Genomic DNA, 14712 nt, shown 5'->3' with positions numbered 1-14712 from the left:
GAAAGGTAATTATTTTGTCTGAATTGGCGCTGTTAAAAGGTTTGGATGAATATAATCGCCATTCAGATGAATTGTTTCATGTTACTGCATCAGAAGTTATTGAATCTTCTAATAATGATAACGACAAGCAATAATAGTTAAACCTTCATCGTCTATTGAATAAATGAGCCTATTTGTTTCATCTATTCGTCTAGACCAGAAGCCAGCTAAGTTTTCTTTTAGTGGTTCTGGTTTTCCTATCCCATAAAAGGGGGTTCTTTTAGTATCATCAATGAGCTTATTAATGCGTTTGAGCGTTTTTTTGTCTTGGGTTTGCCAGTATAGATAGTCTTCCCATCCTTGGTCAGTCCATATTAAAAATCTACTCATTTATAAGCTCTTTTTTCTTTACTTGACCAGCTTTAAATTGAGCGATTGATTTATTTAGATGTTCGGCATTTGCTGGTGAGCGTAATAAATAAATCGTTTCCATAAGGCTATTGTAATATTCTAAAGACATAACCACAGCATCCTCTGAATCACGACGAGTGATGATAGTTGTATCTGCATCATCAACAACCCTATCTAATACTGCTTTTAGATTACTTCTTGCATCACTGAATGAAATGGTTTTCATTTACCCTCCAATACTTGTACTGAATTCTGTACAAGTATAATCGTGTGATGAGGGAAGTTCAAGTAAAGCATAATTACTGACTCAGTCGCGTAATAATGCCCCAGCGTAACCCAACTGCCGCCATGCCTCGAACACCACTACCGCAACAGAGTTAGATAAATTCATACTGCGGCTATCTGCTAGCATTGGGATACGAATTTTTTGCTCGATTGGCATATTATCGAGTACGTAAGGTGGCAATCCACGCGTCTCTGGCCCAAACATCAAATAGTCATCTTGTTGATAGCTCACATTGCTATGGCTTGGCTTACCTTTGGTGGTTAAAGCAAACACACGGGCACCCGTTGCAGACTGATTATTATCTGGATTGAGCCCTTCGCTTTCTAAGAAAGCAAAATAGTCATGATGATGTTTGATATCAGCAAATTCACTGTAATCTAAGCCTGCTCGGCGTAGACGTTTATCATCCCAAGTAAAGCCTAACGGGTGGATCAGGTGCAGGCTAAAGCCTGTATTAGCGCAAAGACGAATAATATTACCCGTATTGGGTGGAATTTCAGGTTCGAATAAAACGATATGTGGCATAACGAATGGCTGTAGTGAACAGCATGGTTAAAGAAAACAATGGACAGGGATTTTACGCGTAAATGAAAGAAGTTGCATTTAAATGATGCAAATAAAAAAGCAGGCTGAAAATTAAGCCTGCTTTAGTGTGATTATGAACAGTGACAATTACTTTTTATAGCCGTTGGGGTTTTGCGATTGCCAACGCCACACGTCATTCGCCATATCTTGAATTGAGTATTTAGCTGTCCAACCAAGATCACGTTGTGCTTTTGCTGGTGTTGACCAATATTCAGCAATATCACCAGGGCGGCGTTCAGCCACCTTATAAGGAATGGGTTTGCCTACTGCTTTTTCAAATGCGGCGATGACTTCGAATACACTTGTTCCTGCACCAGTACCTAAGTTATAGATATGCAACCCTGCTTTTTGGCTAACATGCTCCAAGGCAGCAATGTGGCCGTCAGCTAAATCCATCACGTGAATATAATCACGAACACCGGTACCATCTTTAGTTGGATAATCACCACCAAATACAGTGAGTTCAGGGCGACGACCAACAGCAACTTGAGCGATAAATGGCGTTAAATTGTTTGGGATACCGTTAGGATCTTCACCCATCAAGCCTGAATTATGTGCACCAACAGGATTGAAATAACGCAAGAGTACTGCCGACCACATCGGATCGGAAATCACTAAGTCGGCTAAGATACGCTCAACCATATACTTGCTGGTACCATAAGGGCTATTGGTGTTACCAACAGAAGCTTCTTCGGTTAATGGAATATGTTCAGGTTCACCATACACCGTCGCGGAAGAACTAAAAATGAGGCTTTTTACACCCGCTTTTTGCATTGATGTGATTAAAACCAAAGTACCATTAACATTATTGTCATAGTACTCAATCGGTTTTTGAACTGACTCACCCACTGCTTTTAGCCCTGCAAAGTGAATCACCGATGCAATTTTATGTTCAGCAAAAATGGTATCTAAAATTTTGCTATCACGTACATCACCGACGTAGAAAATAGGTTTAGTGCCAGTAATGGTTTCAATGCGATTTAGTACTTCAGGATTAGCATTGCAGAGATTATCTAAAATAATTGGCTGCATGCCTTGTTCGATCATCTGTACACAGGTATGGCTACCAATGTAGCCAAGACCACCAGTGACTAATACTTTTGCGTTTTTCATTGTACTTTCCTAGTACTCATAAACATAATTATAATCGTCTGACTTGGCATCGATACCATTTAAGATCACACCCGTAATTTCGATATCGTTTTGCTTAAAGCGTTTGAGTGATAGCTCGACATCTTTTACGGTATTTACACCGTAGTAAGCGATAAGCAATGAGGTACCAACGTACTTACCAATAATAGCTGAGTCGGTGATTGCCAGTATTGGCGCAGTATCAATCACGACGATATCGTATTGACCTTTCACTGTATCAAGTAAACGTTTAAAGCGCTCGCTCATCAGCAATTCAGAAGAGTGCGTGACATTCTTACCGCGACAAATCACGTCGAGGTTTTCAATCACACTGTTATGAATATTTGGCTGGCTAGTATCTGATTGTGAGAGATAATCGGATAGACCTAATTTATTGCTTAATCCAAAGGCTTTATGGATACGGCCTTTACGTAAGTCAGTATCGATTAACAATACTTTTTTGCCTGCATTTGCTAGCACCACCGCCATATTGGAGGTAACAAAGCTTTTACCTACACCCGGTGAAGCACTGGTGACCATAACCAGATTATTACCTTGGTTCATGACCGAGAAATAAACACTAGTACGTAAAGAACGAATGGCTTCAACCGCCGTATCGGCAGGGTTTTCTAATGCGAGTGGGTGCTTGTTACCTTCTGCAATTAATTTCTTCTCATAGCTAGAGAAAGGAATAGTGGCATAGACGTTGATGCCCAGTGCATCAATATCCTCAGTGCCTTTAATTTTATTATTAAAGAACTCACGAGCAATCACATATGCACAACCCACAATAAAGCCGAGTATTGCAGCTAATACTAAGATTAATGCTTTCTTAGGTGCTACGGCATTCGGTTGAGATTCGGCAGAGTCAATAATACGCACATCAGCGGTGATCCCTGAGTTTAATACACTCAGTTCCTGCTGTTTTGCCACTAATTGATTGTAAATAGCTTGTTCAGACTCTACATCACGGGTTAAACGAACAATTTGTTGTTGAGTATTTGGCAGTTTTTGAATCGCTTTACTGATTTTCTCTTTCTCACGTAACAGCTGCTGGCGCTTATCAAGCAGTGATTGGTAAGCTGGGTGGTTGCGTGTATATAATTGCTGAATTTCAACTTCTTTAAAGGTGAGTTCATTTAACTTTTCTTCGACTTGCAAAGCACTATCAAGGGCGGATTTGGCTTCTAATGATAAGTCGATAGATTCATTCTTTTTACGGAAAGTGTTTAGCTGGTTTTCATAGTTATCCAGCTTGGTTTTAATCTTAGGCAGATATTCATCTAAGAATAATAAGGTGTTATTCGTGACCTCTTTTTTACGCTCGGTATTTTGGTCGACGTAATTTTGAATAATGCTGTTTAAGATTTGCACGTTTTCGGTTTTATCGGCACCTTTAATGGCCATATTGATAATACCGGTTCCTTTACCCACTTCGGCAATAGTTAAAGTGTTACGTAGATTTTCAATGGTTGAATAACGCGCATTTTTAACTAAGGTAAATTCTTGACCAACCTCTGCAACTAAGGATGAAACCAATAAACTAATATCGTCTTGTTTTAAGAGAATACCAACGGTGCCTTCAAGAATTTGACCTTCAATATTGAGAGAATATTTGTTATCGCCCAAATAGGTCAACGTCGCAGGCTTTCCAATAAAGTCTTCAGGAACTAAATAGAGAGCCACGACAGCATCGGTTTTATCACCCCACAGCTTATCAAAAAAGCCTGCTGGTGCGATTTGAGTATCTAAATTCAGGTTAGTCACGGTTTTGCCCAGCACCATTCGTGACTTAATGACTTCAATTTCGGAATCGACTTGGCCACCACTGCTGGCTAATGGCATCATTTCACTCATTTGGTCAACAAGAGAAACTTGGCTGGCTTTGTCATATTGCAGTGTCGCATTAGCTTGATAGATAGGAGTCGCTAAAAAACTGTAAGCTGCTGCAAGCAAAATAAAAAACAGGGTAAAAAAGCCAATTTTAAGATAACTAGACTTTAATACTTTAAAAAGTGCCAGCAGATCGATCTCGTCCGAGGCAGGGGAGCTATTTTTTGTCGTGTTCATAATCAGTTAAATGCTAAGCCTTCCAAAATTAAAATTAAATTTTCCCTTGCCACTGTATAACGGCTTTTTCCATCAGTTGATAAACATGTTCAAACATTTCATCACTGCGTTTATGTGGATCTGGGATCTCGGTTTTATTAAGCCATTGGCCGAATAACATGACTTTGCCACGAGTTTCGGGAAACTGTTGATGGATCCTATCAATATGATCGTTTTCCATCACTAGGATTAAGTCTGCTTCTTTACATAATTCGCTGGTTAAACGTCGTGATTGATGATTGTCTAAACAGAGATCATGTTGCTGTGCGATACGGATGGCACTGTCATAAGCGGGGCGATCGTCTTTGGCAATAATGCCAGCAGAGTGTATTTTTTTATTGGGGAAATGGGCCTGTAATAAACGCTCCCCTGTGGGGGAGCGACAAATATTACCCATACAAACAACTAGGATATTGTTAAACATGACGATTACCAGTCGTGAATACGTTTTGTACCTTCAGTTAACTGATTATAGGTCGCGATGGTTGGTAGTAATTGAGTGATCAGACGGTTCCAACGTACCACAGGCGCGGCGGTAACATAGACCAGATCGTATGGTTGTAGTTTAAACTCTGTACCCATCACCATTGCCGTGGCATCCGATAAATCTAACTGATACACCGCTGCCATTTTTTTCGGTAGCAACGCATCAAGTTCTTTATCGCCAGAGGTTTGGTTTTTAATTGGACGGATAACAAACACACCGGTTGCATTAGCGGTTGTTTGATCGGTACCCCCGGCTTTACTCAGTGCTTCAGTGATACTCATACCTGCACGGTCAATAGTTAGGGTATTTGGCTGGCCGACTTCACCCATCACAAATACTTTTTGCCCGTCGTTGCGTGGTACATAAAGTGTATCGCCTGGGATCATTAGGTAGTTTTGGGTCATATCGCCATACTGTACCAATGATTGCAATGAGAGTTTAATTTCTTTGCCATTACGGGTCAGCACGACGTTATCCCAATCGGCTTTTTCGGTGAGGCCGCCCGCATTATTAAAGGCTTCCAGAACGGTCAGAGGGATATTGGTAATTGGCAATGTACCTGGTTTTGCGACCTCACCAGAAACATACATTTTTTGTGAGCGGAATGCCGCAATACTGACATCCACTTGCGGTGATTCAATATAGGTAGCTAGTTTACTGCTGATTAAATTACGGATCTCCGACAGCGTTTTGCCAACAACTTTCACGTTACCGATATAAGGGTAGTAAATGGTGCCATTGGAATGAACCCAGTTACCTGAGTCGGCGGCGCTACGATAAGAACCCGCTGGAATAGTTAATTCAGGATGATCCCAAACGGTGATGGTTAATACGTCACCCACTCCCACACGGTATTCATAGGTTGAAAGTTGCTTTTCAAGGGTAGGGTTTGGTTTGGCGATCACTGGAGCCACGTACATCTCATCTAACAGTTTTGGTGAAATCGGATAGATATCCACAAATTTAGAGATATCACGATCGCCAGTGTCGACGACATTTTTGCCTGATGTGGACATATAGACACCAGGGGTAACGGTACAGCCGGTTAATGCTGTAAGCATTAGTGCAGCAATAGAAAGGCGTTTCATAGACACTCGCGATCCCTTTAGCAAGATGATGATAAAAGAAAATATTTTAATTTATTTGAATTCATATTGAACAGTATTAGCAATACCTTTTTCAAGTGTCACTGGTGCCTTGAAAGAGGTATCTGCAATATAATTTGATTTAAACTGCGTTCTAGCACAAAATTTTTTCACCCTGATGCTGCTTACTGGAAATTCTTTACCAGTAATTTTAGATAAAATATCAAAACAATATCCACCCATGATCCCAATAGGATAAGGAATACGAATATTTGATTTAGGTTTATCTAGTGCGTTACAGATAACGGTAGTGAGCTCATTCATGGTGAAGTCAGGTTTATCAATATAATTGAATACGTGCTTACCTTCAGTGAAGGTAGTTGCAAAATGGATAAATGCAGCAACATTTTCAACATACGCCATCGATTTTTGGTTGTTACCACTACCAATCATCAAAAAACGACCTGATGCAATTTGGCGGAATAGGTTATAGACATTACCTCGGTTATTTTCGCCAAAAACCACTGTTGGTCGTATCGTAACAAGAGTGTGATTCGCTGATTTAGCCTGCCAAGCATCATACACATATTCGGCTTCTAACTTTGATTTACCATAATCATTAAACGGATGATACTCACCATCTTCGCCAGTTTCTTTTTCGACAAAGCCATAAACAGCTACGGAAGAAGTAAATACTATATGTTTAATACCAAGTTGTTCAGCGACATCACAAACATTTTTAGCTCCATCAACGTTTACTTCATAATAAAGGCTAATAGGGTGAACATTATCTTTATGCTGAGCAGATAAATTGATAATGACGTCAGTCCCTTTTAGTGGTTCGATAAGCGTTTCTGGTTTAGTGACATCACCAAATTCCCATTTTTCAGGATGAGCTTCACTTTTTTGGATATCAACAATTTTAAAGTCGATATTTTGAGATTTTAATTGATTGGAGAGACGGGTTCCAATAAAACCGGATCCACCGATGATAGTTAACATAATTAATCCTAAGTATTATTTTCTGATAACGCCTTTAATAGCATAACCAATAAAATATTTTGTTGATTTAATAATATTGAAATTTAATTCTTGGCGATAAAATCTCCATTGATACTTTGCTGCATCAAGTTTATTTTGAGTCATACCAGAATCAGTGCGATAGTCAGCAAGTACTTGAGGACAGCAATAAGCAGTGTGGCCTTGTGATAATATTTTTAGCCATAGACCCATATCCTGCCTTTTTCGAATGAGAGGCATAAACTGTTTGCCTACTATTTTCGTATCATAAATAGCAGTTAAGCATCCAATCACATTGCAGTAGAGTAATTCATTATATGTGACGGTATTTGGTGGGATAACGAGTTTACCTTTTCCCTCTTGAGTGAATTTCTGATATTGAGTATAAGAAAGAGGGTAGTTACCAGAAAGCATATGTTTTAATTGTATTTCAAGCTTATTCGGTCGCCATAAATCATCGCTATCGAGAAAAGCAATAAACCGTCCCCGTGCAGCTTCTATACCTGCATTCCTAGCTACGCCAGCTCCACCATTTTGGGTTAATTGAATTAATTTTATTCTGTCATCATTAAATGATTTTATAATATCAATAGAGCGATCTGTAGATAAATCATCAACAATAATCAGTTCGAAGTTCTTATGGGTTTGATTTATTACAGAATTAATAGATTCTTTAATATATTGCTCTGCATTATAACAGGGCATAATAATAGAAACTAATTCTTGAGTAGAGGCATCAGACATGGGTTTATTACCAAATTAATCGTTACCAAATAGATCACGTGTATACACTTTCTCTGCGACATCTTCGAGTTCAGGCACCATCCGGTTGGCTAAAATAATATCGCTATCGGCTTTGAATGCTTCAAGATCACGATACACTTTGGAGCGGAAGAATTCGTCCTCTTTAAGCACCGGCTCATACACAATCACTTCAATGCCTTTGGCTTTGATGCGTTTCATCACACCTTGTACCGCCGAGGCGCGGAAGTTATCCGAACCCGCTTTCATCACTAAGCGATATACCCCGACTTTACGCGGTGCTTTGGCAATAATCGCATCCGAAATAAAGTCTTTACGGGTACGGTTAGATTCCACAATCGCATTAATGAGGTTATTCGGTACATCGTCATAGTTAGCCAGTAGCTGCTTGGTGTCTTTCGGCAAGCAATAACCGCCGTAACCAAATGAAGGGTTGTTATAATGGCTGCCAATACGTGGGTCTAAAGACACCCCTTCGATGATTTGACGTGCGTTCAAGCCACGGCTCTCTGCATAGGTATCTAATTCATTGAAATAGGCCACACGCATCGCTAAGTAAGTATTGGCGAATAATTTAATCGCTTCTGCTTCAGTGCCATCGGTAAACAGCACAGGGACATCTTTTTTGATAGCGCCTTCGAGCAGCAAATCCGCAAAGATTTCCGCTCGCTCAGAGCGTTCACCCACCACAATGCGTGATGGGTACAAGTTATCCCACAGCGCGCGGCCTTCACGTAAAAATTCAGGGGAGAAAATCACATTGGTGTAGCCAAACTCTTCACGCAGGCGCTCAGTAAAGCCAACAGGGATGGTGGATTTAACAATAATGGTGGCTGCTGGGTTAATTTTCTGCACATCATGAATGACTGATTCAACTGACTTGGTATTGAAGTAGTTGCTTTTCGGGTCATAGTCAGTCGGTGTGGCAACAATCACATACTGTGCGCCCGTATAGGCTTCAACAATATCTTGGGTGGCACGGAAATTGAGTGTTTTTTCACGCAGAAACTGTTCAATTTCGGTATCGATAATCGGCGATTGCTTATTGTTCAGCATCGCCACTTTTTCAGGCACGATGTCGACGGCCACTACTTCGTGGTTTTGTGACAGTAACATGGCGTTAGACAGACCCACATAGCCTGTACCTGCTATTGCTATTTTCAAAGTATATTCCCCAGTAAAATCTACTTAAAATAATGTTTAAAATGGAAATAAGATATGCATTTTTCTAAATTTATTTCATTATGATTTTTATGTACATTTTTAGAAAATAATGAATCTCCTAATGAGCTAAGAATAATAGGAAAATGGACGTTATGTTTATTTACTCTACAGCATTTGAAATTACGATCTAACGTCATCATTTTATACCAAATATCATCTGTATCAGGCGCTAGTGTATTAAATAAAGAAGCATCAGAGACTAAATCTGAAATCGCTTCTTTCGGATATGCAATTCCAGAACAACCAGTAGGGATTAGATTAAATGATGGTAAATCATATGATGTATTATTTTTCATTGCACATTTGTAATTATATATATCATCCTTAACTATAAAATTATGGCCTCGAAAACAGGAAACACAGTTATTTTTTATACTTTTATTGATTAGACTTTCAGCCCAATATCTGGGGTATAAAATATCATCATCCGCAGTTATAACATGACTTATATCAGGTGATAAAATTTCTTTTATATAGGATAGTTTTTTATAAGAACGTATATTTCCCTTTTTTATTTTAATTATCAAACCTCTTTTTTCTAGCTTGGAAACTTTTTTAGGAATACCATTATTATTATTAATGTCGTCCATACTTAACCAAAGAAAAATTGTTTTTGGTGGCAAGGATTGTTGCAATAATGATTCAATCGTTAAATGTAAGGATTTAAATCTACCCGAATAAGATGTAAGGGATATAATATAACTTGAGGAACTAACAGTTTTTGAATCTCTTCGTTCGAAAGAAAAATATATTTGACTTATAATTGATAAATATATTAGTTTAATTTTTTCTGGAATAATATTCATTAATTTCTTCTTTGCTTGCATGTTGAAAATAATAGTAATCATCAGAGAAGATAATAGGCCTGTCTCGACCATATCCTATTGGGAGGTATTGGTAATTACCTATAAATTTACATAGAGTATTTTGCACACGCCATGTTAATTTTTTTAGAAATTTATTATTAGGGGATATGAATAAATACTTGGGTATTATTTTGAAAAAGCGAGAGGAAGCTAGTGCAAATTTTTTTTCAGGGGTTATTTGATTATCAGTGTATTTAATAGAATATAAATTGGATAAAAATATATCAATATAATCTTTTCTTATAATAAAAAAGGATTGCTGTAGTGGATTTTTAAATGTATTACATTTGCCAAACATATATGGTTTTTTCATGCTTTTTATGCAATGTTCAATTATACCTTTTCCAGATAATAGAACATCTTGTTCAACATAGATGTAATAATCACAGTTACAATTTTGAGCATAAGACATTGATTGTAATACAGAACGCATCCAGCCAGAATATTTACCAGTATGATTTGTTGAGTGACCTCCGTTTTCATTTAGCGAGATAAATATAATTTTATCATTATTTATATCTATAGGCGGTTTTATAGGAGAATTACTATCAATAATACATATTCTATCAGGTGTAGTATTAACATTTACTGAATTAATCCAGTCATAATGAAATTGAGCTGAACGAATGTTATTATCACCGAAGAGAACATCTCTATTATTTATATTACTATTAGAACACCACCAGCCTGAACCTATAATATACTTCATTTAAATAACCTTCGTAGTTTGCTTATAGATTTATCTAGAAAACTTATTTCCCAATTCTTAGCCCAATGATGAATTGCTATAGTGTTTTTAGTTATATCGCTATATAGTAATTGCTTTGTTTTTTTATCTGGGTCATAGGGGTTATATGGATAAAAATAATCTTTTGGATAAATAGTTATATCTTTTACTGAGTTAGATGTATCGATTAATCCATGACGTAATAACAAATTAGTAGTATGCAGTGGGATTGCTTTAAATGTTTCACTAGATGATATTTCTTCAGATAACTCTTTTAAAAACCAATGTTGTGGTACAGCTCCCATTATACCATTAGCTACTCGACCCAGACTCTCATACCCTAAAAAACACTCATTTAATAATAATGAATTCAATGATGAAATTAATTCCATATCAGCATCTAAGTAGATTCCTCCGTACTCAAATAGTACTTTACATCTTAGATAATCAGATAAGAATGCATATTTTTTCTTTTTTAACATATTTGAAATAAAAGGGTCATCTGTGGGCAATGTATCATTATTCCAATACATTAATTTATATTCTTTTTTAGGTGCATATTTTTCCCAAGAGTTGATGCATGCTTTATATAACTCTGGAATTTCTTTATCACCAACCCATATTAGGTGTAATATTTTAGGTATCATTTTCTTTTACTTCTCTTTTAAATGCAAAAATTATTAACAACATAAATGGAACTGAAAAATAAATAGTTTCCATTGTGGATACAAGAAAGAATAACGTTAAACTGAGTAGTAGTTGAGGTTTTTTTAATGATGAAAATGAAACTTTTAATATGAATAATAAAAATAGAATTACCGGAATATATCCATACTTTATAGATAATTTAATATAAGTATTATCAACAGGATAGCGATTATCAAAAAATATTGCACCATACGCATTAATTTGATCCCAATAATATGCTGCTATAATATCGCGACCACTAACTAAATTAGAGTTGTTATTCGTTTTATTAATAATACCAGTTAAAGAGGATAAAAGTAAATCATTTAGAATATAACATATGAATACTAGGCATATGGAAATAAAGAACCACTTAAGTATATTTAGCCTCATTCTAATTAATAAAAATAAAAATAAGATTAGAATGGATGAATATATAGAAGTCCTAGATAAACTTAATATTGATGCTAGTAATGATATTAAAATTAGAGTATAGTTGAATATTAAGTTTTTTACAGATAAATTCTGTTTTTCACATAGTAATAAAATAGTACATAATAAACTAAAAGAAGAAATCAATCCTAAAGAATTAGGGTTTGTGTAGTAACCACTAATAGGTGGAGAAACACTTTCAGCTAATGAAAAAATTATTGTTATCAATAGTGGACTGAGTAAACCATATATGTATATACTCAATAGAGTATTGTTTTTTAATATTATTACATTTATTAGTATGGCGGTAAATAATAAATAATAAAAAATAAAAGCATCTCTAAGGTTAATATAATCGTAATGAGAAATTACTGTGCTGAATAAGAATGTTGATATTGAAATAAAAAACAAAATCACATTTGGTTTGTTTATATTTAACTTTATATCTTTGGGGTTACTTAATGCCACAACCATGAATAACATTAATATAGAACATATCAACAAGGGTAAAAATAGATAGGCATAATCATTTTTCAGATAAGAAATCTGAGTTGAAAAAGAAAAAAACATTCCAGAAATAAACATTAATATAGTATAAATAGTTTTATTTAAATTAAATTTTAATTTTAACTTGTTTTTTTTCATCAATGGCTCCATTTGGAGTTTTGCTATTGAAAAATAATGTTTTATTATCCTTTGTTATATTTAATGATTCTAATTTCTCATATGTTTTCCATAATGCTAAGCAAATTTAAAATTATTGTTTCAGTAATAAAAACTTTGGATTTTAGGTTATTAATAGATATATTATTAAAATGATATAGTGAAAGTTACTTTCCTTTTAAAATAAAATACATAAAGTTTAGTATTTTCAGTAGTATTTGAGCTAAATAATGTAATTTATAACCTGAGCTTATTAATATTAGTTTCATGTGAATTTTATGTTTTGTTTTCAATATTTTACTATTTGACTCTGGGTATAAATTTAAAATTTTTTTACTGACAGATTTTCTATTAGATAAAATAAACCAAGACTTTTGATTCAATTTGAATATATTTAATTCGTTCTCTTTTATATTGTTCAGTTTTTTTGAAGATAAAAAATCACTTACTAAAGAAATAGCTTCACTAACATGGTCGATTTTAATGTCATTGATAAAGCTAGTTATTGAATTGTTATTGGATTTATTATAATGATAGAGTGCTTTTTTTAAATGGGATATTGACTTTGCATAATATAAAGATTTAATATTAAATACTACATCTTCTAAGTAATCAATATTTTCTATATAGTCAATGTTATTTTCAGAAATTAAACTTCTTTTTATAAGTTTATTCCAGCTAGAACCATGCAATTCACCAAGTAATATTTTTTTTATACATTCTAAGTTTGTGCTACCTATTTCTTGTGTTACATATAGTTGTATTTCTTCGGAGTTGATATAGTAATCACAAATGATAATGTCTGATAATGATGATATTGCTTCTAAATATAAGCTTTCTAGCATGTTGCTTTCTACCCAATCATCACCATCAGCATGAATGATATATTCACCATTTGATAATGCTAATCCTTCAGACCTTGTGGCAGAAACACCTTTATTCTCTCTATTTACAAGAATAGTATTTGATTTTCTCTCTGGGTAGTTATTAATCACTTCTTCAATTATTTTCATTGAGCTATCTGTTGAACCATCATTGATAATGATAAATTCTATATCATCAAGTGTTTGGGTCATTAAGCTCGTAAGCGACTTTTTAATATATTTCTCAGCATTATACACTGGAATTATTACAGATATCTTAGCCATTAGATTTTGAGTTTACTAGTGAGTTTTTTATAAACATAGTTGAGCTTGTTATTAATTTTTCTTTTATTTCATTAACTTCAGAGAAATCTATTTTTGGTAAATTAAAGGTATTTTCTAAATCGCTGAGGGATAAAATAAGGCGATTTTCTAAATTAAATAATTTTAAAATCGATAAGAAACGCGCTATTCCACGAGATTTATTTCCTATTGCAATAAATTGCTTATTGAAAATAATTGAGAATACAACGCCATGAAAAGAGTCAGTGACAACAAAACGTGAATCTAAAAAACCACGTAACCATTGTGTTACTGGAGGGTAAATTTTATCATATTCATTCGGCATTATTGTATATGGTTTTAATTTGTACTGTTTAGCAACAAGATCAATTATTTGATTTTTTTCATCATTTTTATCTAAAATATAAACCATCAAGTTACCATTTGAAGTAGTAGTGATATTTTCATCAATTAATTTTATATATTCATCTTTATCTAAAAGTAGTGTTGGATCTAATACTAGTTGAGCGTTTACATTTAAATATTTTTGGCATAATTCTATTGCCGTATCTTCTCGAACTCCAATGGCATCAAATTTTTTTGCTAGCAATGAATATTGCTGAAGCTCACTTTTAGTAAATTCATCACAATGATCAACACCGAATGATGCGGCGTATGCGATGCGTTTTGTTTTATCATCATTCGCTAAAAAATCGAGAAAAAAAGCAGGCATTCCTGGTGAATATATAGGTCTCCATACTTGATCACTACCAACTACATAAGCATCAAATTGATATTGTTTTAAATATGAAAAATCACTATATTGTGATATATGTTGTGTTCTTTTTATATACTCTGCAATGAAATGAGAGGTGTGTTGACTAATTTTATATTTATCTTGCTTAGATAGTTCAGCTTGTCTTTTAAAGAGATATTTTTTAACTATATCTATAACCATTTGTTTTATTTTAGAATCTCTTTCCTTGTCAATACTAAAATCTATTGTCAGTACATCATGACCCAGTTTTTTCAAAAACGATTGTAATGCATAAGCTTGTAATAAACCGCCATAATTATTGTGCAATGGTTGAGTTAAAATTCCAATTTTCATGT

The 14712-nt window shown here is 34.9% G+C and carries 16 protein-coding genes; all 16 read right to left on the bottom strand.

The window, feature by feature from the left end; all coding sequences use genetic code 11:
• Positions 1-108: 108 nt before the first annotated feature.
• Positions 109-369 carry a Txe/YoeB family addiction module toxin gene (locus SC428_RS16920; protein WP_318709026.1) on the bottom strand — a complete coding sequence of 87 codons (261 nt, stop codon included), beginning with the start codon at positions 367-369 and terminating at the stop codon, positions 109-111.
• On the bottom strand, positions 362-616 hold the full coding sequence (locus tag SC428_RS16915; RefSeq protein ID WP_318709024.1) for a type II toxin-antitoxin system Phd/YefM family antitoxin: 255 nt from the start codon (positions 614-616) through the stop codon (positions 362-364). Before SC428_RS16915 ends, SC428_RS16920 begins: the two co-directional genes overlap by 8 nt.
• An 81-nt stretch (positions 617-697) precedes the next feature.
• Entirely contained in the window at positions 698-1201 is a 504-nt protein-coding gene (gene trmL / locus SC428_RS16910; protein WP_070929916.1) for a tRNA (uridine(34)/cytosine(34)/5-carboxymethylaminomethyluridine(34)-2'-O)-methyltransferase TrmL, read from the bottom strand.
• A 147-nt stretch (positions 1202-1348) separates the two neighbouring features.
• Positions 1349-2374, bottom strand: a complete 1026-nt coding sequence (galE, locus tag SC428_RS16905) for a UDP-glucose 4-epimerase GalE (RefSeq protein ID WP_318709021.1) — start codon at positions 2372-2374, stop codon at positions 1349-1351.
• A 9-nt stretch (positions 2375-2383) separates the two neighbouring features.
• On the bottom strand, positions 2384-4462 hold the full coding sequence (locus tag SC428_RS16900) for a polysaccharide biosynthesis tyrosine autokinase (RefSeq protein ID WP_318709019.1): 2079 nt from the start codon (positions 4460-4462) through the stop codon (positions 2384-2386).
• A 34-nt stretch (positions 4463-4496) separates the two neighbouring features.
• Entirely contained in the window at positions 4497-4925 is a 429-nt protein-coding gene (locus tag SC428_RS16895; protein ID WP_166687048.1) for a protein tyrosine phosphatase, read from the bottom strand.
• 5 nt (positions 4926-4930) lie between these two features.
• Entirely contained in the window at positions 4931-6076 is a 1146-nt protein-coding gene (locus tag SC428_RS16890) for a polysaccharide export protein (RefSeq protein WP_412544745.1), read from the bottom strand.
• A gap of 51 nt (positions 6077-6127) precedes the next feature.
• On the bottom strand, positions 6128-7075 hold the full coding sequence (locus tag SC428_RS16885; protein WP_219370288.1) for an NAD-dependent epimerase/dehydratase family protein: 948 nt from the start codon (positions 7073-7075) through the stop codon (positions 6128-6130).
• A 15-nt stretch (positions 7076-7090) separates the two neighbouring features.
• Positions 7091-7837 (bottom strand): glycosyltransferase family 2 protein, encoded by a 747-nt coding sequence (locus SC428_RS16880; protein ID WP_239605898.1) that lies wholly within the window; start codon positions 7835-7837, stop codon positions 7091-7093.
• Positions 7838-7852: 15 nt separating this feature from the next.
• On the bottom strand, positions 7853-9019 hold the full coding sequence (locus tag SC428_RS16875) for a nucleotide sugar dehydrogenase (protein ID WP_140179879.1): 1167 nt from the start codon (positions 9017-9019) through the stop codon (positions 7853-7855).
• A gap of 20 nt (positions 9020-9039) precedes the next feature.
• Complete coding sequence (locus SC428_RS16870) at positions 9040-9885, bottom strand: hypothetical protein (protein WP_318709002.1); 846 nt, start codon at positions 9883-9885, stop codon at positions 9040-9042.
• A complete protein-coding gene (locus tag SC428_RS16865; protein ID WP_318709000.1) occupies positions 9860-10654 on the bottom strand; it encodes a hypothetical protein in 795 nt (264 codons plus the stop codon). Before SC428_RS16865 ends, SC428_RS16870 begins: the two co-directional genes overlap by 26 nt.
• The gene (locus SC428_RS16860; protein WP_318708998.1) at positions 10651-11319 is read right to left on the bottom strand and encodes a glycosyltransferase family 32 protein; all 669 of its coding nucleotides are present in this window, start codon (positions 11317-11319) and stop codon (positions 10651-10653) included. Before SC428_RS16860 ends, SC428_RS16865 begins: the two co-directional genes overlap by 4 nt.
• On the bottom strand, positions 11309-12436 hold the full coding sequence (locus SC428_RS16855) for a hypothetical protein (RefSeq protein WP_318708996.1): 1128 nt from the start codon (positions 12434-12436) through the stop codon (positions 11309-11311). Before SC428_RS16855 ends, SC428_RS16860 begins: the two co-directional genes overlap by 11 nt.
• A gap of 185 nt (positions 12437-12621) precedes the next feature.
• Positions 12622-13602 (bottom strand): glycosyltransferase family 2 protein, encoded by a 981-nt coding sequence (locus SC428_RS16850; RefSeq protein ID WP_318708994.1) that lies wholly within the window; start codon positions 13600-13602, stop codon positions 12622-12624.
• Entirely contained in the window at positions 13595-14710 is a 1116-nt protein-coding gene (locus SC428_RS16845; protein ID WP_318708992.1) for a polysaccharide pyruvyl transferase family protein, read from the bottom strand. The genes SC428_RS16850 and SC428_RS16845 overlap by 8 nt, the downstream gene beginning before the upstream one ends.
• Between the last annotated feature and the right edge of the window lie 2 nt (positions 14711-14712).

The organism is Providencia sp. 2023EL-00965, assembly GCF_033550225.1.
Taxonomy (GTDB): domain Bacteria; phylum Pseudomonadota; class Gammaproteobacteria; order Enterobacterales; family Enterobacteriaceae; genus Providencia; species Providencia manganoxydans.
The sequence above is the reverse complement of the archived record's forward strand: the minus strand, read 5'-3'. Positions and strand labels throughout refer to the sequence as shown.